The following is a 21,171-nucleotide window of genomic DNA, read 5'->3' as shown; positions in this document are numbered from 1 at the left end:
CGGAACAGGTTACCGCCACCAATCACTACGCCAACCTGAATACCCAGTTCAACCAGTTCTTTGATTTCCTGAGCCATACGGTCAAGTATGCTTGCATCAATACCGAAGCCTTCCGAACCCTGCAGAGCTTCGCCACTTAACTTAAGCAGAATACGTTTGTAGACGGGTTTTGCATTGGTAGCCATGTTTCTTTCCTGAGACTGTCAACGAGTGAGATGAATGAATACTGGCGACATTGTATGTCGCTTTTCAGCGCCGCCACTATAAGCAGTTGGCTGAATTTACAAAATGGGCACAAAAAGAAGCCGCCCTCAGGCGGCTCCTTTTAAAAATTAAGACTGCTTGGACATCGCAGCAACTTCGGCTGCAAAGTCAGTCTCAACTTTCTCGATGCCTTCGCCCACTTCAAAGCGAATGAAGCCAGTCACGTCGGCGTTGTGCTCTTTCAGCAGCTGAGCAACAGATTTGCTCGGGTCCATAACGAAAGGCTGACCAGTCAGAGAAACTTCGCCGGTGAATTTCTTCATGCGGCCTTCAACCATTTTCTCTGCGATTTCTTTCGGCTTACCGGACTGCATCGCGATGTCCAGCTGAACCTGGTACTCTTTCTCTACGACTTCAGCAGAAACGTCTTCCGGCTTAACGAATTCCGGCTTGCTTGCAGCGATGTGCATTGCCAGCTGTTTAACCAGTTCCTGATCCGCGCCTTTAGCCGCAACCAGAACGCCGATACGTGCGCCGTGCTGGTAAGAACCCAGAACTTCGCCTTCCAGGGCAGCAACGCGACGGATGTTGATGTTCTCACCGATTTTCGCAACCAGCGCAACACGCTCTTCTTCGAACTGTGCCTTCAGCACCTCAACATCGGTGATTTTGCCAGCAACCGCTGCGTCCAGAACTTTGTTAGCAAATGCCTGGAAACCGCCGTCTTTCGCGACGAAGTCAGTCTGGCAGTTAACTTCCAGAATGATGCCGTAGGTGCCGTCGATTTTGGTGATGATCACGCCGTCAGCAGCAACGTTGCCTGCTTTTTTCGCCGCTTTGATCGCGCCGGATTTACGCATGTTTTCGATTGCCAGCTCGATGTCGCCGTTCGCTTCAGTCAGCGCTTTTTTGCAATCCATCATGCCTGCGCCAGTACGTTCGCGCAGCTCTTTTACCAGGGATGCGGTAATTTCAGCCATTCTTTAATCCTCGGGAGAGATGACCTGCCCGGTTCAAAGAACCAAACAGGTTTAAAAGTGAAAAAGGGGCCAAATATAGGCCCCTATTTATACACGGTACTAAATAAGGGCTAGACCTTATTATTCAGCTTCTACGAAGCTTTCTTCCGCCTGAGAAGCCAGATCCTGAGAACGACCTTCACGCACGGTTGCCGCTACAGCGCCCAGGTACAGGCTAACAGCGCGGATTGCGTCGTCGTTACCCGGGATAACGAAGTCTACGCCGTCCGGATCGGAGTTAGTATCAACGATAGCAAATACCGGGATACCCAGGTTGTTTGCTTCTTTGATAGCGATGTGCTCGTGGTCAGCGTCGATAACGAACAGTGCGTCCGGCAGGCCGCCCATGTCTTTGATACCGCCCAGGCTGTTTTCCAGCTTGTCCAGCTCACGAGTGCGCATCAGCGCTTCTTTCTTGGTCAGCTTCTCGAAAGTACCGTCCTGGGACTGAGTTTCCAGGTCTTTCAGACGTTTGATGGACTGACGAACGGTTTTCCAGTTAGTCAGCATACCGCCCAACCAGCGATGGTTCACGAAGAACTGGTCGCAGCTGTTAGCAGCTTCTTTTACCGCTTCGCTTGCAGCGCGTTTCGTACCAACGAAAAGGATTTTACCTTTACGAGCAGAGATCTTGTTCAGTTCAGCCAGAGCTTCGTTGAACATCGGTACAGTTTTCTCAAGGTTGATGATGTGAACTTTGTTACGCGCGCCGAAGATGAAAGGCTTCATTTTCGGGTTCCAGTAACGGGTCTGGTGACCAAAGTGAACACCAGCCTTGAGCATGTCGCGCATGGAAACAGTTGCCATGTTTAAAACCTCTATAGATAAAGTTGGGGTTATGCCTCCACGTATCCCATATTACCGACCCCAAAGGGCACCCCGGAATATGTGCCGATACGTGTGTGTTATTTACACAAAGTGAGATTTGTCGCTTCAGTCCATCCTGTGTAGTACGAAATGGAACGGAAGTCCGGCGCGCTTTATACCACAAAACAGGATCAGAAACCAACTCTTGTTGACGCTGAGTGCGCTTAATGATTCTCAATTTGGCAGCAGGTCACCCGGACTGTTAACATTGACAGGACTGACTCTTATTATTGTCGAAAAAATCGACACAGATGGACACATTCCATGGCTATATCTATCAAAACATCTGAAGACATCGAAAAAATGCGCGTTGCCGGCCGCCTGGCCGCCGAAGTGCTGGAAATGATCGAACCCTACGTTAAACCGGGCGTCAGCACCGGCGAACTGGACCGTATCTGCAACGACTATATCGTTAACGAGCAGAAAGCGGTCTCCGCCTGCCTCGGTTACCACGGTTTTCCAAAATCCGTGTGCATCTCTATTAATGAAGTCGTCTGTCACGGTATCCCTGACGATGAAAAACTGCTGAAAGACGGCGACATCGTCAACATTGATGTTACGGTCATTAAAGATGATTTCCACGGCGATACCTCGAAGATGTTTATCGTCGGCAAACCGACGATCCTCGGCGAGCGTCTGTGCCGCATCACGCAGGAAAGCCTGTATCTGGCCCTGAAGATGGTTAAGCCGGGTATCAACCTGCGCGCGATCGGCGCGGCGATTCAGAAATTCGTGGAAGCGGAAGGTTTCTCCGTCGTGCGTGAATACTGCGGCCACGGCATCGGCCGCGGCTTCCATGAAGAGCCGCAGGTGCTGCACTACGACTCCCCGGAAACCAACGTGGTGCTCAAGCCGGGCATGACCTTCACCATCGAGCCGATGGTCAATGCGGGCAGGAAAGAGATCCGCAGCATGAAAGACGGCTGGACGGTGAAAACCAAAGACCGGAGCTTGTCTGCGCAGTACGAGCATACTATTGTGGTGACAGATAACGGCTGCGAAATTCTGACGCTACGCAAGGATGACACCATCCCGGCGATAATCTCGCACGAAGCATAACGAAAAGCCGGCGCCCGCCGGCTTTTTTATGGGTGATAGTTTTTTCTTATGGTGACGCGATGAGCAACTCTTTACCTGACGCTGTCTCCCCTGGCCTCTCCGTCCAGCCTGATAACCCAGGTAGCTGGCCGCAGGGTGACCTGAACTGTGCCACCATTAAGGCACATCTTGATATCTTCCAGCGCTGGCTGGGTGAAGCGTTCGATAGCGGTATGACTGCCGAGGCGCTGATCGAAGCGCGTACCGAATTTATCGACCAGCTGCTCCAGCGTCTGTGGATTGATTACGGCTTTGGCGCAGTCGGCGATCTGGCGCTGGTCGCGGTCGGCGGATACGGTCGCGGCGAGTTACACCCGCTCTCCGACGTCGACCTGCTGATCCTCAGCCGCAAGAAGCTCTCCGATGAGCAGGCGCAGAAAGTCGGCGAACTGCTGACCCTGCTGTGGGACATCAAGCTTGAGGTTGGCCACAGCGTGCGAACGCTGGAAGAGTGCCTGCTGGAAGGGCTATCCGACCTGAGCGTCGCCACGAACCTGATTGAATCACGCCTGCTGATTGGCGATGTCGCGCTATTCCTTGAGCTGCAAAAACATATTTTCAGCGATGGTTTCTGGCCCTCGGAGAAGTTCTTTGCCGCTAAGGTGGAAGAGCAACAGGTCCGCCACCAGCGCTATCACGGCACCAGCTATAACCTCGAGCCGGATGTGAAAAGCAGCCCCGGTGGCCTACGCGATATCCACACCCTGCAGTGGGTAGCCCGCCGCCACTTCGGCGCCACCTCAATGGATGAAATGGTCGGCTTCGGTTTTCTCACCGAAGCCGAGCGCAACGAGCTCAACGAATGTCTGCACCAGCTCTGGCGGATCCGCTTTGCTCTGCATCTGGAGCTGACGCGTTACGACAACCGTCTGCTGTTCGACCGCCAGCTCAGCGTCGCCCGTCGCTTAGGCTATGAGGGTGAAGGCAACCAGCCTATCGAGCATATGATGAAGGATTTCTTCCGCGTCACCCGCCGGGTGAGCGAGCTGAACCACATGCTGCTCCAGCTGTTTGATGAAGCCATTCTTGCCCTCACCGAAGATGAAAAGCCGCGGCCCATTGATGATGATTTTCAGCTACGCGGCACGCTAATCGATCTGCGTGACGATACGCTGTTTATCCGTGAACCGCAGGCGATCCTGCGTATGTTCTATATTATGGTGCGTAACAGCAACATCACCGGGATCTACTCCACGACGCTGCGCCATTTGCGCCACGCGCGCCGCCATCTGACACAGCCGCTATGCTATATCCCGGAAGCGCGCGCGATTTTTCTCAGCATGCTGCGCCACCAGGGCGCGGTGAGCCGCGGCCTGCTGCCGATGCATCGCCACAGCGTTTTGTGGGCCTATATGCCACAGTGGTCGCATATCGTCGGCCAGATGCAGTTTGACCTCTTTCATGCCTATACGGTCGATGAACATACGATTCGCGTGCTGCTGAAGCTGGAAAGCTTCGCCAAAGAAGAGACCCGCAGCCGCCATCCGCTGTGCGTCGAGCTGTGGCCACGCCTGACGCATCCGGAGTTAATCCTGATTGCCGCCCTGTTTCATGACATCGCCAAAGGTCGCGGCGGCGATCACTCGGTCCTCGGCGCCCAGGATGTGCTGAAATTCGCCGAGCTGCACGGCCTTAACTCACGCGAAACCCAGCTGGTCGCCTGGCTGGTACGCCATCATCTGCTGATGTCCGTCACCGCCCAGCGCCGTGATATTCAGGATCCTGAGGTCATTAAACAGTTCGCGGAAGAAGTGCAGACGGAAAATCGCCTGCGCTATCTGGTGTGCCTGACGGTGGCCGACATCTGCGCGACCAACGAAACGCTGTGGAACAGCTGGAAGCAGAGTCTGCTGCGCGAGCTCTATTTCGCTACCGAAAAACAGCTGCGTCGCGGTATGCAGAGTACCCCCGATATGCGCGAACGGGTGCGTCATCATCAGCTGCAGGCGCTGGCGCTGCTGCGGATGGAGAATATTAACGAAGAGGCGCTGCATCAGATCTGGAACCGCTGCCGCGCCAACTACTTCGTGCGCCATACGCCCAATCAGCTCGCCTGGCACGCCCGCAATTTACTCAAACACGACCTGAGCAAACCGATGATCCTGCTCAGCTCGCAGGCCACGCGCGGCGGGACCGAGATCTTTATCTGGAGCCCGGACCGGCCTTACCTGTTTGCCGCCGTCTGCGGTGAGCTGGATCGGCGCAACCTCAGCGTCCACGATGCCCAGATTTTTACCACCCGCGACGGCATGGCGATGGACACCTTTATTGTGCTGGAACCGGACGGCAGTCCGCTCTCCGCCGATCGCCATGAGATGATCCGTAACGGTCTGGAGCAGACTATCACCCAGCGCAGCTGGGAGCCGCCGGCTCCGCGTCGCCAGGCGGCAAAACTGCGCCATTTTTCCGTTGTCACCGAGGTCAATTTCCTGCCGACGCACACCGACAGAAAATCGTTTCTTGAGCTGATTGCCCTCGATCAACCGGGCCTGCTGGCTCGCGTGGGTCAGGTGTTCGCCGACCTCAATATTTCGCTCCACGGGGCGAGAATTACGACAATTGGGGAGCGAGTAGAAGATTTATTTATAATCGCGACGGCGGACCGGCGTGCGCTTAATAATGAGCTGCAACAAGAAGTACAACAACGGTTGACAGAGGCCCTCAATCCAAACGATAAAGGGTAACGAACTTTTATGTGTAAAGAGAAAGAGTAAACAATGCAGCAATTACAGAATGTTATTGAGTCCGCTTTTGAGCGTCGCGCCGACATCACGCCGGCAAATGTGGATACCGTAACCCGCGAAGCGGTTAACCAGGTGATTTCTCTGCTTGATTCCGGCGCGCTGCGTGTCGCTGAAAAGATCGATGGCCAGTGGGTCACCCATCAATGGCTGAAGAAAGCGGTTCTGCTCTCTTTCCGTATTAACGATAACCAGGTTATCGACGGTGCGGAAAGCCGCTACTTCGATAAAGTGCCGATGAAATTCGCGGACTATGATGAAGCGCGTTTCCAGAAAGAAGGCTTCCGCGTGGTTCCACCGGCCGCGGTGCGTCAGGGCGCGTTTATTGCCCGCAACACCGTGCTGATGCCATCTTATGTCAACATCGGCGCCTTCGTTGACGAAGGTACCATGGTTGATACCTGGGCGACCGTCGGTTCCTGCGCGCAGATCGGAAAAAACGTGCACCTGTCCGGCGGCGTCGGCATCGGTGGCGTACTGGAGCCGCTGCAGGCTAACCCGACCATCATCGAAGATAACTGCTTCATCGGCGCGCGTTCAGAAATCGTTGAAGGCGTTATCGTCGAAGAAGGCGCGGTTATCTCCATGGGCGTGTACATCGGCCAAAGCACCAAAATTTACGATCGCGAAACCGGCGAAGTCCACTACGGCCGCGTTCCGGCGGGCTCGGTGGTGGTTTCCGGCAACCTGCCGTCGAAAGATGGCACGTATAGCCTGTACTGCGCGGTCATCGTGAAGAAAGTGGATGCGAAAACTCGCGGCAAAGTCGGCATTAACGAACTGCTGCGTACCATCGACTAAGCAGAATAAAAAGCGGGAGATATCCCGCTTTTTTTGTATCTGACGCTGGCGGAAATGGATCTTTTCGTTAATTATTCAAAGGTTATGATGATATCAAAGGTACCGTTATGTACGATAATCTGAAAAGTCTTGGCATTACCAATCCTGATGAAATCGATCGCTATAGCCTGCGCCAGGAAGCTAACAACGACATCCTGAAAATCTATTTTCAGAAGGACAAAGGCGAGTTTTTCGCCAAAAGCGTCAAGTTTAAATATCCACGCCAGCGCAAGACCGTAGTCGCTGACGGCGTCGGTCAGGGATATAAAGAAGTCCAGGAAATTAGCCCGAATCTGCGCTATGTGATCGATGAACTGGACCAGATCTGCCAGCGCGATCGCACCGAAGTCGATCTTAAACGCAAGATCCTTGACGATCTGCGCCATCTGGAAAGCGTCGTCACCCATAAGATCAGTGAAATCGAAGCCGATCTGGAAAAACTGACGCGCAATAAATAAGTCTGTTTTCTCCCCGCAGGCGCGATGCCGGCCGGGGCAACACCGACGATAGCCCGGATCAAGCGCGCGTGCCGTCATCCGGGATTATCGTCTACCGCTGCTCATCGAGTTGCAACGAGATATACAGCAGCAGGCGGTCATCAAAGTTCCCGAGGTTCAGCCCCGTCAGTTCTGAAATACGATTCAGGCGATACTCCAGCGTATTACGATGAATAAACAGCGCCTTCGACGTCGCCAGCGGCTGCACGTTATGGCGAAACCACGCCTGCAGCGTCCGTCGCAGCAGACCGTTATTATCCATCGCCTTTAGCCTGACCAGCGGACGGGCCAGCTCATTGGCCTGCCAGCCGCCGCGCAGGCTATCGAGCAGTACCGGCAGCATCAAATCCTGATAAAAATAGCTACGGCTCTCCGGCATCCGCTGCTTACCGACCATCATGGTGGTGCGCGCGGTGCGGTACGAACGGGCGATGCTCCCTGGGCCGGTAAAAAAGTTACCCAGCGCCACCCGAAAGCGCAGCTGGCCGTTTTCTTTCATACGGGCGATCAGCTGATCGACCCTTTTGCAGTGATCCTCCGCGTCCCAGCGGCCAAACGCGTTCAGGGCGGGCTTGAGGGCCACCATCTCGGTCAGAGAGACAATCGCCACCAAATTGTTGCGATCCGGCGTGGTCAGGGCGGTCTGCAGCTGCTGTAGCTCGGCCATGGCGCTGTCCACGCCAAGCTGGCCGCTATCGACTTCAATCATGGCGACAACGCGTGGCTGATTGAGATCGATCCCCAGCCGCTGCGCCCACTCGGTGAGCGCCGGCGTATTCTCTTCCGTCTGAATCAGGTTCATCACCAGCTCTTCACGCAGGCGGCTATCCTGCGCCAGAAGATGCATCAATCGCGACTGCTCCAGCATCATCTCGGCGGTCATGCACACCAGCTCGCCATATTTACGCAGCGTTTCGGGTTCACCGGTCAGGCCAATAACGCCGACGATCTCCCCCTCCAGCCGCAATGGCAGGTTGATCCCCTGGCGTACGCCATGCAGATGGCGAGCGACCGCATCGTCGATATCCACGACCCGCCCCTGGGAGAGCACCAGCAGCGCCCCTTCGTGCAATTCACCAATTCGCTCGCGGTCGCCGCTGCCGATAATGCGCCCACGGGCGTCCATTACGTTGATATTGGTATCAATGATGCGCATCGTACGCGCAACGATATCCTGCGCCATTTTGGTATCAAGATGCCAGCCAGCCATGTAACCCTCCCGTGAACAGGGCACCAGCATAAAAGAGTTACGCGCACGTCGCATTGTGCATATGCACAAAGGAACGCAGAGAAGTATGGAGTTGTGGGGGGAATCACAGAACCGAAATCAGGATCAAAAAAAGCCCCTTCCCTCCGCGAGGAGAAGGGGCTGGTTTAGCCGTCGGAGATTACTGCATCAGCAGGTAGATGGTGCTATCACCACGCTGGATATTCAACGCCAGCACCGACGGTTTCGCATCAAAGATTTTGCGCAGATCGGCAATGTTTTTCACCGGCTGCTGGTTAGCCCCCACAATGACGTCGCCTTTTTTCAGACCGATTTGCGCCGCCGGAGTCCCCGCTTTCACATTGTTGACCGTAACGCCTTTATCCTGGCCTTTATTACTCATCTCAGCACCTTCAATGCCGTTGAAGATGGTGCTGGAGTCAACCTGAGTCTGGTTGCTCTGCTGCAGTTCGACGGTGACATTCACCGGTTTACCATCACGCACCAGGCCCAGCTGGACTTTACTGCCGATAGGCATCGTACCAACCTGCGCACGCAGTGCGGCAAAGCTGCTGATCGGTTTGCCGTTCAGCGAGGTGATCACGTCACCGGCTTTGATACCCGCTTTCGCCGCCGCCGAACCCGGCATCACCTGGCTCACGAAGGCGCCGCGCTGTGCGTCAACCTTCATCGCTTTCGCCAGTTCGGAGTTCAGCTCGGTCCCCATGATGCCCAGCTCACCGCGTTTCACCTGGCCGTATTGAACCATCTGCTCGGTCAGGTTTTTCACCATGTTGCTCGGGATGGCAAAACCGATCCCGATGTTGCCGCCGTCCGGGGCGAGGATCGCGGTATTAATACCGATCAGTTCACCGTTCAGATTGACCAGCGCGCCGCCGGAGTTACCGCGGTTGATCGCCGCATCGGTCTGGATAAAGTTTTCGTAGTTTTCTACGTTCAGGCCGCTACGGCCAAGCGCGGAGACAATCCCCGAGGTGACGGTTTCCCCAAGGCCGAACGGGTTACCGATCGCCACGGTATAATCACCGACGCGCAGGGCATCAGAGTCCGCCAGCTTAATCGCCGTCAGGTTTTTCGGATCCTGAATCTGAATCAGGGCAATATCGGAACGCGGATCTTTGCCGACCACTTTCGCGTCAAACTTACGGCCATCGCTCAGCTGTACTTTGATCGTCGTGGCGTTATCCACCACGTGGTTGTTGGTCACAACATAACCTTTAGCGGCGTCAATAATGACCCCGGAACCCAGCGCCATAAATTTCTGCTGCTGAGCGCCGTCACCCGGCGCACCGCCGCCTTGCCCACCGCCCTGACAGAACGGAGAGCTCTGGAACGGGGAACCATCCTGGCAGAACGGCGAGTTATCACCGAAGAACTGCTGGAAGTTACGCGGCATCCGCGGCGTATTAACGGTGGTGCTGCCCTCAACGTTGATGCTGACAACCGATGGCATGACCTTTTCCAGCATCGGAGCCAGACTTGGCATTTGCTGCGTACTTGAGGCCGAAGAGGACGTTTCTGCCGCGCTCGCAGAGAGCGGGGATAACGCCAGACCTAAACTCAGAGCCAGTGCACTCATTGCTAACGTGGTTTTTTTCATGATGTCTCAATCTCTATTTTTGATAACGCAAATTGCTATGTATGTGACTATCAGAGTCATTTTATCGCGCTAAGTTCCGGAATTAAGATACTGGAAAAAGTAAAAATTTATTGTCCATCTTTACAAAACCTGTACTTATTCTACCGCCATCAAGCGGCGATATTCATCCCATGCATATAAATCCGTCATCCCGCTGATATAGTCCTGAATCAGACGGCAGCGATAATAATATTCCATCGCCGGAAATTCTTCAGCCTCGCCGGGGATTTTATTTATTGCTTCAACATAGGCTAGCCGATGGCGCGTTGAGAGTTTCTGGAACAAGCGTGAAGCGATAGGTAAACTGCGCACCCGATCTTTCTCAACTAATAAGCTGAATTGTTCCAGAGATAATTTTAATAGCGGCTCATAGATATCCAGAAGACCGCTAATCACCCGGTAACCTTGTAATTCCAGCTGCTCAACATCCGGATGGCTAAACACATGTTTTATCGCTACGTTTTTATATAGCTCCAGCAGCTGACTGCAGTCGCTATCATCCTCAAGCAGCGCATGATTAAAATCGCCAGCAAAGATCTTCGGTAAATTATCGATAAACCGGCGCGCCGCATACGGCACCAGTTTATTCAGCGTATTGACCCGCAAATACATAAAGAACTGATCTTCAGTACTCCGGCTAAGCGAATTAGAGCGTGATTTCTCCCACGCATTTTCTACCACCTGCGAAAATAGCAAACCTTTTTCATGCTGTCCCCACGCCTCATACAGCAGCTGATACAGCTGCTCGACGCTGAAAATACGTTTTTCAACCGCATCTTCAAGATCGGCCACACAATATGAGATATCGTCCGCAGCCTCCATAATCCATGTTAATGGAAAGCGATTATAAGGAGCCAGATCAAGTTCTTTACGCAACCTCGCAATATAGCCCTCTTCGGCTAAATAATAACCAGGTTTTTTCATTAAATAACTGTGGCTCGCCGGCAGCGCTCCCCGCCACCACGCCGGACGCGTATATTTCAAAATACAGCCAACCTGCGCCCAGGTCAGATTCATCCGCATCAGCGTATGGACTAAACGGATGCCCTGCGCGTTGCCTTCAAACCAGCACAGATCCTGGCGTACCTTGCGGCGCAGCTCGTTCAGCTCGGCCTGTCCCGCCTGCAAACGCAGCGCCTCAACCGTACAACGATCGTGCGCTACCGGCTCGCCGGCCGCGTCGTCAGGCGCCAGACGCTGGCGAAACCAGTCATTGATCGCCGCCTCGCCAAAATGACCAAACGGCGGGTTACCGATGTCATGCATCAGGCAGGCCATTTCCACCACGCTCTCAAACGGCCCGCTCAGCGCATCCAGCCCGTAGGTTTCCAGCAGATTCTGTTCTTTCAGGCGGCTGAGGACCTCTTTGGCGATATAGCGCCCCACCTGCTGAACTTCAAGGGAGTGGGTTAAGCGGGTGCGTACTGCGGCGTTACGCTCCAGCGGGAAGACCTGGGTTTTCTGCTGTAAACGGCGAATCGCCGGCGAATTAATGATCCGCCCGCGGTCGCTTTCGAAAATACGCAGGATTTCACGTTCCGTTTCGACGCCTTGCGGCGAACGATAGCGCCGACGCCAGTTAATCTTGTTGCGAAAATCAATTTTTGCCATGGCCTCTCCCGCGCGAGCAATAACGTTTCCCTTTGAGTGCATGATAGACTATGCAACTAAACCTGACACATCGCGAGTAAATCTATGAAAATCGGCATTATTGGCGCTATGGAAGAAGAAGTTACCCTTCTGCGCGACAAAATCGAAAACCGTCAGACGCTGACCCTTGGCGGCAGCGAAATTTATACCGGGCAGCTGAACGGCACCGACGTCGCTCTGCTGAAATCGGGTATTGGCAAAGTGGCGGCCGCCATGGGCGCCGCGCTGCTGCTGGAGCTGTGCAAACCGGAGGTGATTATCAACACCGGTTCCGCAGGCGGCCTGGCGCCAACGCTGAAAGTCGGCGACATCGTTATCTCCGACGAAACGCGCTACCACGATGCCGACGTGACCGCCTTTGGTTACGAATATGGCCAGCTGCCGGGCTGTCCGGCCGGTTTCAAAGCCGACGACAAGCTGATTGCCGCCGCGCAAAGCTGTATTGAAGCGCTGAATCTGAACGCGGTACGCGGCCTGATCGTCAGCGGCGACGCGTTCATCAACGGTTCCGTCGGGCTGGCGAAAATTCGTCACAACTTCCCGCAGGCCGTTGCGGTCGAGATGGAAGCCACCGCGATTGCCCATGTCTGCTATAACTTCGGCGTTCCGTTTGTCGTGGTCCGCGCGATTTCCGACGTGGCCGACCAACAGTCCCATCTGAGCTTCGACGAGTTCCTCGCCGTCGCCGCTAAGCAGTCCACGCTGATGGTGGAAAAGCTGGTGCAGAATCTGGCACGTGGCTAAGTCGCTTAAACGGGCGCTGACCGCCCTGCTGTTGCTGGCCCCGGCGTGGCTCTTCGCCGCGCCGCGGGTTATCACGCTGTCGCCGGCCAATACCGAACTGGCGTTTGCCGCCGGCATCACGCCGGTTGGCGTCAGCAGCTATTCTGATTACCCGCCGCAGGCGAGTAAAATCGAACAGGTCTCCAGCTGGCAAGGGATGAACCTGGAGCGTATCGTGGCGCTAAAACCGGACCTGATTCTGGCGTGGCGCGGCGGGAATGCCGAACGGCAGGTTAACCAACTGAGTTCGCTGGGCATCAAGGTGGTCTGGGTCGATACGACGACCATCGAAGAGATTATTACCACCCTGCGGCAGCTGGCGCAGTGGAGCCCGCAGCCGGAAAAAGCCCGCCAGGCCGCGCAGAGCCTGCAGGATGACTACGATCGCCTGAAAGCCCGCTACGCCAGCACGCCGAAAAAGCGCGTCTTTCTGCAATTCGGTACCAGCCCCCTTTTTACCACCAGCCGGGGCTCCATTCAGGATCAGGTGCTGACGCTATGCGGCGGTGAAAATATTTTCGCCGCCAGCAAGGTTCCCTGGCCCCAGGTGAGCCGCGAGCAGGTACTGGCCAGGGAGCCTCAGGCTATCGTCATTACCGGCGATGCCAGCAGAATTCCCGACGTTGAGCGCTACTGGCATAACCAGTTAACAATTTCGCTAATTGCGTTGCATAGCGACTGGTTTGAGCGCGCAAGCCCGCGTATTATCCTCGCCGCAAAACAGCTCTGCACTGCGCTCGAACAGGTCAAATAAGCGCTGTTTGCACAATCAATAATTCGATCCCCAGCGACGAAAGCCGGAGCGCTATGCCAATGGCGAACGCTGAGCGGATGCAACGTGGTGAAGAAAATAGCCTAAGAAACCGGGCGCTAAGCGAGAACTGACGATGCTTGTCTATTGGCTGGATATTATTGGCACCGCCGTATTTGCTATCTCCGGCGTATTGCTGGCCGGCAAACTCCGTATGGACCCTTTTGGCGTGCTGGTGCTCGGCGTTGTCACCGCCGTCGGCGGCGGGACCATTCGCGACATGGCGCTCGCCAACGGCGCGGTATTCTGGGTGAAAGATCCGACCGACCTGGTGGTGGCGATGGTCACCAGCATGCTGACTATTCTGTTAGTGCGCCAGCCGCGCCGGTTGCCTAAATGGATCCTGCCGGTGCTGGATGCCGTCGGCCTGGCGGTCTTTGTCGGCATTGGGGTAAATAAAGCGTTTCTGGCTCACAGCGGACCGCTGGTCGCGATCTGTATGGGCGTCGTCACCGGCGTGGGCGGCGGGATCATCCGCGACGTTCTGGCCCGCGAGATTCCGATGATTTTACGCACTGAAATCTATGCCACGGCCTGTATTATCGGCGGTATCGTACACGCTACGGCCTATGACACCTTTCACGTTTCGTTGCAGAATTCGGCGATGATGGGGATGGTGGTGACGCTGCTGATTCGGCTCGCGGCAATCCGCTGGCACCTGAAGCTGCCGACGTTTGCGCTCGACGATCACGGACGGTAGCAAAGAAAAATCTCCCCCGGCGGAGTACGCTCTGCCGGGGCGAGAATCAGACGCTGAATGAGGATCCGCAGCCGCAGGTGCTTTTCGCATTCGGGTTGGTCACGATAAAGCGCGAACCTTCGAGGCCCTCGGTATAATCGACGGCGCCGCCGACCAGATACTGCAGGCTCATCGGGTCGACCACCAGGCCTACGCCCTGTTTTTCGATGGTCATATCGCCTTCGTTAACCTGATCGTCGAAGGTGAAGCCGTACTGGAAACCACTGCAACCGCCACCGGTGATGTAGACACGCAGTTTCAGGTTTGGATTCTCTTCATCTGCAATCAGGAATTTTACTTTTTTGGCTGCGGCTTCAGTAAACTCCAGCGGCAACGCTACGTCATCACTCATTTTATGCTCCCATTGATACTTCTGGCCGGTTAAAGAATAACCCGACCTTTTGAGCCATTATCTAATACCCTGGTAAATCGTTCAAGTATTCTCCCCGGCAACCTGCTGCGCTTTTGCCGCCTGATCGGCGGCCTGCTTCGCCAGCGTGCGTTCAAGGATCGTTGAATACAAGGGCTTACCACCAAGGAATTGCGCCAGTAGTGTTGCGCCAAGACAGGTAATAATCATTGGCAAAATGAGCTGATAGTTATCGGTCATCTCCAGCACCAGCACAATCCCGGTCAGTGGAGCGCGAATGGAGGCCGCCAGCAGCGCCCCCATTCCAGCAATCGCAAAGGTGCCCGCATCCAGATGATAAGCTGGCAGCAGCGGCGTCACCGCCATGCCAAATGCGGTGCCCAGCAGAGTGCCGAGGGCCAGCATTGGCGCAAAAATGCCGCCAGGCGCGCCGGAGGAGAAACACAGCAAAGTGGTTATCACCCGGGCGATAAAGATAAACAGCAGCAGGCCCACGGAAAAATTACCCGCCGCGGCAACGGGAATTAAGTTAAAACCGCCCCCCACCAGCGCCGGTTCAGTCAGCCCGAGGATGCCGCAAAGCCCGCCGATGACACCGCCGATCAGCACCCATTTCCTGGTATCGCCGCCATGAATACGCTGGAACAGATCCTGAGTACGCAGCACCAGACGATTAAACAGCGGGCCGATGCAGCCAAAAATCATCCCCAGCAGCAGATACAGCCACAGCGTATTCACCGGCGCATTGCTCAGCTTACCGACTTCAACGATCGCCGACTCGCCATTAAAAATGCGAAACACGATACTCGACATAATCACGCCGGTGAAAACGGCTTTAATGGAAATCAGGTTGTAGCGAAACTGCGGGCGCATCTCTTCGATAATGAACAGAATCCCCGCCAGCGGCGCGTTGAATGCCGCGGAGAGGCCCGCCGCCGCGCCGGTCGCCAGCAAAGTATGCCGCGCTTCGGGGCTGCGCATACGGAAGATATCCAGCACCATTCGCCCGACGTTGCCCCCAAGCTGTACCGTTGGCCCTTCGCGGCCCAGCACCATTCCGGCCCCCAGAGTCCCCATCCCACCGATAAATTTTACCGGCAGAACCCGCCACCAGAGAACCGGACGCAGCTCTTCCAGCGCCCCTTCGATCTCGGGTATGCCAGACCCTCCCGCTTCCGGAGCGAAACGCCGTACCAGAAAATAGCCCACCATTGCCAGCAACGCAGATAAAATAAAGGCCAGCGGCCAGATCAGGAACCCGTGATCCGCCACCTGCACCAGCGAACCGATGCGCATGTTCTGCACCCAACTGACGCTCTTTTCAAAGGCGACCCCCACCAGCCCGGCCAGCGTGCCGACCACCGCGGCCATCAGCAGCACCGCCAGCGGCGTTTTGTCGCGCTGGACCAACCGGCGCACGACATCGCCGCGACGCAAGCGCACGATCTGTTGTGCTTCAAAAGAGGAGGCTTCGGCTTTCATACTCTTATCGTCAATAGTCATACAAATATGCGGGGGAACATTTTAACTTTCTGCACGCCCTGCGTCGCCAAAAAAATCCCCCCATTGCGCTTTGTTTCAATTGGGCAAAACTTTCATAACTATCCTGGAATAACTTAGAATAACCAGCAAAACATTTATCACGAACCAGGATCATGGCAATGAGCAAATCTGAAACTCTCTATCACGCCGCACGTGAACTCATCCCCGGCGGCGTAAACTCGCCGGTACGCGCCTTCACCGGCGTTGGCGGAACCCCGCTGTTTATCGAACGTGCTGACGGCGCCAGACTGTATGATGTCGACGGTAAAGCTTATATCGACTATGTCGGCTCCTGGGGGCCGATGGTATTAGGCCATAACCACCCGGCCATTCGTAATGCGGTGATTGAAGCCGCCGAGCGCGGCCTGAGCTTTGGCGCGCCGACGGAAATGGAAGTCAAAATGGCGGAGCTGGTGACCGACCTGGTCCCGACCATGGATATGGTGCGAATGGTCAACTCCGGGACCGAAGCAACCATGAGCGCCATTCGTCTGGCGCGCGGTTTTACCGGTCGCGACAAAATCATCAAATTCGAAGGCTGCTATCACGGTCACGCCGACTGTCTGCTGGTGAAAGCGGGCTCCGGCGCCCTGACCCTCGGCCAGCCGAACTCCCCGGGCGTACCGGCTGATTTCGCCAAACATACCCTGACCTGCACCTATAACGACCTGGCTTCGGTTCGCGCCGCGTTCGAACAGTACCCGCAAGAGATCGCCTGCATTATCGTTGAGCCGGTGGCCGGCAACATGAACTGTATCCCGCCGCTGCCGGAGTTCCTCCCGGGCCTGCGGGCGCTGTGCGACGAGTTCGGCGCGCTGCTGATTATCGATGAAGTGATGACCGGCTTCCGCGTTGCGCTGGCGGGCGCCCAGTCTTACTACAACGTGGTTCCCGACCTGACCTGCCTGGGCAAAATCATCGGCGGCGGGATGCCGGTAGGCGCCTTTGGCGGCCGTCGTGAAGTGATGGACGCGCTGGCCCCGACCGGCCCGGTGTATCAGGCCGGAACCCTGTCCGGTAACCCGATCGCCATGGCGGCCGGTTTTGCCTGCTTAACCGCAGTGGCGCAGCCGGGGGTCCACGAAACGTTAACCGACCTCACCAATCAACTGGCCCAGGGTCTGCTGGATGCGGCGCGCGATGCGGGGATTCCTCTGGTGGTGAATAACGTTGGCGGCATGTTTGGCATCTTCTTTACCGATGCCGAAACCGTCACCTGCTACCAGGATGTGCTGAAGTGCGACGTTGAGCGCTTTAAGCGCTTCTTCCACCTGATGCTGGAAGAAGGCGTCTATCTGGCGCCGTCGGCGTTTGAAGCCGGCTTTATGTCCGTGGCGCATAGCGAAGACGATATCCACGCTACCATCGCCGCCGCCCGCAAGGCATTCGCGAAGCTGTAAGTCTGAACGGCCCGGAGTCGGCGCATAAACGCCTCATCCGGGCTACCGCGGTTTGCCCCGGACGTTAGCGGCTCTGTTTACGCAGTAAATAGATGAAGTACGGCGCGCCGATAAAGGTCGACAGCAGGCCGGCCGGGATCTGATACGGGAACATGATCATCCGTCCGCACCAGTCGGCGAAGACCAGCAGCAGGCCGCCAATCAGCCCGGACATCACCATCTGCGGCATCGTTCGGCGGAACCCCATCATTCGCGCGATATGCGGCGCCATCAGACCGACAAAACTTAACGGACCGATCGTCAACGTAGCGGTTGCCGTCAGACAGGCGGCCAGCAGCAGCAGACCGATTCGCGATGGCGTCAGCGCCATGCCCACCGCCCGCGCCGCCTCGCCGCCCAGCGGTAAAATGGTTAGCCAGCGACGGCACAGCGGCGTCAGCGCCAGCAGCACCAGCATCGCAATACCGCTGCGCACCACCATCTCCGGCGTAGCGCTGTAAGTCGACCCCGAGATCCACGTCAGAATCTGCGCCATCCGCGGATCGCCGCTGGCCTGTAGCATCATCAGCAGCATCGTGAAGGCGGTACTGAGCGCCATCCCCGCCAGCAGCATCCGATGCGGTGAGAAGCCGCCGCGTCCGGCGGCGACCAGGATAACCAGCAGCGTCGCCGCCGCGCCGAGGCTACCGGCAGGCAGCAGCCAGCCAAAGGCGTTGCCCGGGACAAAGAACAGCATCAGCACAATGCCAAACGCCGCGCCGGAGCTGATCCCCAGGACTTCCGGGCTGGCCATCGGGTTACCGGTCAAACGCTGGATAATACAGCCGGCGATCGCCAGCATCACCCCGGCCAACAGCGCCGCCAGAATCCGCGGCCAGCGCCACGGCATCAGCTGGTCCAGCAACGTGCCGCTGGCCCAGTGCCAGCTCTGGGCGTCGCGACCAAAGGCCAGCGCCGCCGTCAGCGCCAGCAGCAGAATCAGCCCGCCGCCGAGGGCAAACCACTGCACGTTGTGCCGCTCGACCGGCACCTTATCTCCGGCATTCATCACCGGCGCGCTAATACTGCGCAGGCGCGGCAGCAGCCATAACAGCAGCGGCGCGCCGATCTGCGCCGTCACCGAACCGGTTGATACTTCCATCCATACCCGGGTCAGCCACAGAATGATCTGGTCAGACAGCCAGAGAATCAGGGCGCCAATCAGCGCCGCCAGCAACAGACGCGACAGCAGGCGTCGGGCGCCAAGCATCTTCGCCAGCAGAGGAGCAAACAGGCCGATAAAACCGATAATCCCTACCGCATTCACCAGCATCGCGCTGATCACGATAGCCAGCATCAGCGTCGCCAGACGCGCCAGCGACAGCGCCAGCCCGAGGTTACGCGCCACGCCGTCATCCAGCCCCATCAAGGTCAGCGGGCGCAGCAACAGCAACGTTAACAGAACGCCGCCGAGCAGCTGCGGCCACAGCCGTTGCGCCACGCTCCAGTCGGTTTGCGTCAGGGTACCGGTGCTCCACAGGAACATGCTTTGCAGCTGATCGTGATGGAAAATGACCATCAGTTGGTTCAGCGCTCCGCAGTAAAGGCTGACCACCAGACCTGCCAGGATCAGGGTCACCGGCGACAGCCGCTTGCCCCAGGAGACACCGAAGACCAGCCCCCCAACCAGACAGGCCCCCGCCAGTGCGGCAAATTGCGAAGCCAGCACGCCGGGAATCGCCCACAGCGTGGTTACCGTCATCCCGAGCTGTGCGCCGGTGGCGACCCCGAGGGTGGTCGGCTCCGCCAGCGGGTTGCGCAGCACCTGCTGGAACAGCACGCCAACCAGACCCAGCCCGCCCCCGACCAGCAGCGACACCGCCAGCCTCGGCAGCAGGCTGTAGTGGAACAGCATCTGGGCAATATTATCGATATCCGGCTGCCACAGCGCCTGACGCCACTCGTTCTGCGGCAGCGCAGCGCGCAGATTGTAGAGGCTGAGGGCGAAAGCGGTTATCACCAGCGCCGTCAGCAGCAAAATCGCCAGAGGAGAAATTCGCGATCTCATGCCGCTCCTCCCTGGGCATCGGCCAGTACGCGCGCGAAATGCATCGCCGACAGCGTGGCGCCATAGAACCAGACCGCCGGCACGCGCTGGAAACGTCCTTCGCGGATAAACGGCATCGCCCACCATAATGGCGTCGTCATCAGTTGCGTCATTTCGGCGTGATTACCGTGGTCAAAGCAGATCACGTCCACATCCTGGTAAGCGGCCAGCCGATCTATCCCCACGCTGACGCTGCCCCAGAATGCGGTCTCGCCGTGCCAGGCATTTTTGATATCAAAGCGATCGAGTACCTCCTGGAACAGGCAGTTATTGCCGAACACCAGGACATGGCGCGGGTCGAGTACGGTGATCATCAACAGCGGGCGATCGCCACGTCGGGCGAAACGGGGGCGCAAACTGTCCATCAGCGCATCGAATTCCGCCAGATGGCGCTTCGCTGCCTGCTGCCGGCCAATAAGTTCGGCCATTTCATTGAGGGATTGCTGCGCCATCCGCAGCGGTCGTTTACCGTCGCTGAAGGTGAATCCTCTTCCCGGCGCAATCCGCGCCAGCTTCTCCGCCGACGGCCCATATCCGGCCGACCAGACGATAAACGACGGTTTCATCTGCGTCAGCAGCTCGAGGTTCGGCTCGGTGCGCAGCCCGACGTCAATAACCGAGGCCGGTAGCGCCGGTTCATTCACCCACAGGTTATAGTTCGGGATATCGGCAACGCCGTAAGGGGTCACCCCCAGCGCCAGCAGAAGTTCTGCCGGTAGCCACTCCAGCGCCACAATGCGCTGTGGGTCGATGGTCGCAGCCTGTGCGCCGCGCAGCTGCCACAGCAGCGGCGAGAGGGCCATCGCCGTCAGCAGACGGCGACGGCTAATTAAATGGATCTTTTCCATCAATAGACAAAGCTTACCGGCGCGCTACCCGCCGGATGCGGCAGAATTCCCATCGGGATACCGTAAATTTGCTCCAGCGTATCGCTGCGCATCAGATCCGCCGGCGTTCCCCGGGCAATCATCTCCCCGCCGCGCAACGCGACCAGATAGTCACAGTAGCGGGCAGCCATGTTGATATCGTGCAGCACGGCAATCACCGTCAGTCCGCGCTGCTGACTCAGACGGTGCACCAGCGCCAGCACCTCCACCTGATGGGCAATATCCAGCGCCGAAGTCGGTTCATCCAGCAGTAAACAGCGGCTATCCTGCGCCACCAGCATCGCAATCCACGCGCGCTGACGTTCGCCGCCGGACAGGCTGTCGACCAGCCGGTGCGCCAGCGGCTTCAGGCCAACCAGCGCAATCGCCTCTTCAACTTTCTCCCGGTCCGCCGCGCCGAATCGCCCCAGCGCGCCGTGCCACGGATATCGGCCAATCGCCACCAGCTCACGCACCGTCATCCCTTCGGCCGCAGGCAGCTGTTGCGGCAGATAGGCCACCTTGCGAGCAAACGCTTTGCTGCTCCAGCTGTCCAGCGGCTGTCCGTCCAGCAGAACGTCGCCTTCTGACGGCGGCTGATGGCGACCGAGCATTTTCAGCAAGGTGGATTTACCGGAACCGTTATGGCCAATCAGGCCGGTCACTTTTCCTGGCGGGAAGGTTAAGGAGAGAGGGTGCAGCAGCGTACGTCCAGGTACGCGGAAGGTAACGCGGTCCAACGTAAAGGTGGTATCGGAGTGCGGAGAGTTTTCCTGCATAGCGGCGGCCTG

Annotated in this window: 18 protein-coding genes and 1 pseudogene; 8 read left to right on the top strand and 11 right to left on the bottom strand. The window is 57.0% G+C overall.

What is annotated here, in order from left to right; genetic code table 11:
* The 3 genes and pseudogenes from ACI2JR_RS04675 to rpsB all read right to left on the bottom strand — a co-directional run.
* Positions 1–185 (bottom strand): annotated as a pseudogene (locus ACI2JR_RS04675) (UMP kinase); the annotation flags it as partial.
* 147 nt (positions 186–332) lie between these two features.
* A complete protein-coding gene (gene tsf / locus ACI2JR_RS04670; RefSeq protein WP_095103655.1) occupies positions 333–1,184 on the bottom strand; it encodes a translation elongation factor Ts in 852 nt (283 codons plus the stop codon).
* A 120-nt stretch (positions 1,185–1,304) separates the two neighbouring features.
* Complete coding sequence (gene rpsB, locus ACI2JR_RS04665; protein WP_004858107.1) at positions 1,305–2,030, bottom strand: 30S ribosomal protein S2; 726 nt, start codon at positions 2,028–2,030, stop codon at positions 1,305–1,307.
* 324 nt (positions 2,031–2,354) lie between these two features.
* On the opposite strand from rpsB, the gene map reads away from it, so the two are divergent.
* The 4 genes from map (at position 2,355) to ACI2JR_RS04645 (ending at position 7,227) form a co-directional block, all read left to right on the top strand.
* Entirely contained in the window at positions 2,355–3,149 is a 795-nt protein-coding gene (map, locus tag ACI2JR_RS04660) for a type I methionyl aminopeptidase (RefSeq protein WP_132729844.1), read from the top strand.
* A gap of 59 nt (positions 3,150–3,208) precedes the next feature.
* Complete coding sequence (gene glnD / locus ACI2JR_RS04655) at positions 3,209–5,872, top strand: bifunctional uridylyltransferase/uridylyl-removing protein GlnD (RefSeq protein WP_462477991.1); 2,664 nt, start codon at positions 3,209–3,211, stop codon at positions 5,870–5,872.
* A 33-nt stretch (positions 5,873–5,905) separates the two neighbouring features.
* Positions 5,906–6,730 carry a 2,3,4,5-tetrahydropyridine-2,6-dicarboxylate N-succinyltransferase gene (gene dapD / locus ACI2JR_RS04650; protein WP_132729846.1) on the top strand — a complete coding sequence of 275 codons (825 nt, stop codon included), beginning with the start codon at positions 5,906–5,908 and terminating at the stop codon, positions 6,728–6,730.
* A 107-nt stretch (positions 6,731–6,837) separates the two neighbouring features.
* Positions 6,838–7,227, top strand: a complete 390-nt coding sequence (locus ACI2JR_RS04645) for a DUF3461 family protein (protein WP_004858100.1) — start codon at positions 6,838–6,840, stop codon at positions 7,225–7,227.
* A 91-nt stretch (positions 7,228–7,318) separates the two neighbouring features.
* Here the strand turns inward: ACI2JR_RS04645 and ACI2JR_RS04640 are convergent, their stop codons facing one another.
* From ACI2JR_RS04640 to dgt, 3 genes are all read right to left on the bottom strand, one after another.
* Positions 7,319–8,476, bottom strand: coding sequence for a CdaR family transcriptional regulator (locus ACI2JR_RS04640; protein ID WP_462477990.1), 1,158 nt, complete (start codon positions 8,474–8,476; stop codon positions 7,319–7,321).
* Positions 8,477–8,654: 178 nt separating this feature from the next.
* On the bottom strand, positions 8,655–10,094 hold the full coding sequence (gene degP / locus ACI2JR_RS04635; RefSeq protein ID WP_132729848.1) for a serine endoprotease DegP: 1,440 nt from the start codon (positions 10,092–10,094) through the stop codon (positions 8,655–8,657).
* Positions 10,095–10,229: 135 nt separating this feature from the next.
* Positions 10,230–11,744 carry a dGTPase gene (gene dgt / locus ACI2JR_RS04630; RefSeq protein ID WP_462477989.1) on the bottom strand — a complete coding sequence of 505 codons (1,515 nt, stop codon included), beginning with the start codon at positions 11,742–11,744 and terminating at the stop codon, positions 10,230–10,232.
* 84 nt (positions 11,745–11,828) lie between these two features.
* Here dgt and mtnN point away from each other — a divergent pair, with 84 nt between their 5' ends.
* The 3 genes from mtnN to ACI2JR_RS04615 all read left to right on the top strand — a co-directional run bounded on the left by mtnN (position 11,829) and on the right by ACI2JR_RS04615 (position 14,077).
* Entirely contained in the window at positions 11,829–12,527 is a 699-nt protein-coding gene (mtnN, locus tag ACI2JR_RS04625; RefSeq protein WP_132729850.1) for a 5'-methylthioadenosine/S-adenosylhomocysteine nucleosidase, read from the top strand.
* Positions 12,520–13,320: a vitamin B12 ABC transporter substrate-binding protein BtuF gene (btuF, locus tag ACI2JR_RS04620; protein WP_462477988.1), complete on the top strand. Its 801-nt coding sequence runs from the start codon at positions 12,520–12,522 to the stop codon at positions 13,318–13,320. Before mtnN ends, btuF begins: the two co-directional genes overlap by 8 nt.
* Before the next feature lie 133 nt (positions 13,321–13,453).
* Positions 13,454–14,077, top strand: coding sequence for a TRIC cation channel family protein (locus ACI2JR_RS04615; protein WP_462477987.1), 624 nt, complete (start codon positions 13,454–13,456; stop codon positions 14,075–14,077).
* A 46-nt stretch (positions 14,078–14,123) separates the two neighbouring features.
* On the opposite strand, the gene erpA is transcribed toward ACI2JR_RS04615, so the two are convergent.
* Both erpA and clcA read right to left on the bottom strand, forming a co-directional pair.
* Positions 14,124–14,468, bottom strand: coding sequence for an iron-sulfur cluster insertion protein ErpA (gene erpA / locus ACI2JR_RS04610; RefSeq protein ID WP_132729853.1), 345 nt, complete (start codon positions 14,466–14,468; stop codon positions 14,124–14,126).
* Positions 14,469–14,549: 81 nt separating this feature from the next.
* Positions 14,550–15,968 (bottom strand): H(+)/Cl(-) exchange transporter ClcA, encoded by a 1,419-nt coding sequence (gene clcA / locus ACI2JR_RS04605; protein ID WP_462477994.1) that lies wholly within the window; start codon positions 15,966–15,968, stop codon positions 14,550–14,552.
* Positions 15,969–16,147: 179 nt separating this feature from the next.
* On the opposite strand from clcA, the gene hemL reads away from it, so the two are divergent.
* Positions 16,148–17,428 carry a glutamate-1-semialdehyde 2,1-aminomutase gene (hemL, locus tag ACI2JR_RS04600; protein ID WP_132729854.1) on the top strand — a complete coding sequence of 427 codons (1,281 nt, stop codon included), beginning with the start codon at positions 16,148–16,150 and terminating at the stop codon, positions 17,426–17,428.
* Between the two features lie 64 nt (positions 17,429–17,492).
* Here the strand turns inward: hemL and fhuB are convergent, their stop codons facing one another.
* The 3 genes from fhuB to fhuC are packed head-to-tail and all read right to left on the bottom strand — an operon-like array spanning position 17,493 to position 21,159.
* Positions 17,493–19,475: a Fe(3+)-hydroxamate ABC transporter permease FhuB gene (gene fhuB, locus ACI2JR_RS04595; RefSeq protein WP_462477986.1), complete on the bottom strand. Its 1,983-nt coding sequence runs from the start codon at positions 19,473–19,475 to the stop codon at positions 17,493–17,495.
* On the bottom strand, positions 19,472–20,362 hold the full coding sequence (fhuD, locus tag ACI2JR_RS04590) for a Fe(3+)-hydroxamate ABC transporter substrate-binding protein FhuD (protein WP_462477985.1): 891 nt from the start codon (positions 20,360–20,362) through the stop codon (positions 19,472–19,474). The genes fhuB and fhuD overlap by 4 nt, the downstream gene beginning before the upstream one ends.
* Complete coding sequence (gene fhuC, locus ACI2JR_RS04585; protein ID WP_132729857.1) at positions 20,362–21,159, bottom strand: Fe3+-hydroxamate ABC transporter ATP-binding protein FhuC; 798 nt, start codon at positions 21,157–21,159, stop codon at positions 20,362–20,364. The genes fhuD and fhuC overlap by 1 nt, the downstream gene beginning before the upstream one ends.
* Positions 21,160–21,171: the final 12 nt, after the last annotated feature.

The sequence above is a fragment of the Klebsiella sp. NPDC088457 genome (assembly GCF_044900465.1).
Lineage (GTDB): Bacteria > Pseudomonadota > Gammaproteobacteria > Enterobacterales > Enterobacteriaceae > Klebsiella.
This window is presented reverse-complemented; position numbering and strand designations above follow the sequence as displayed.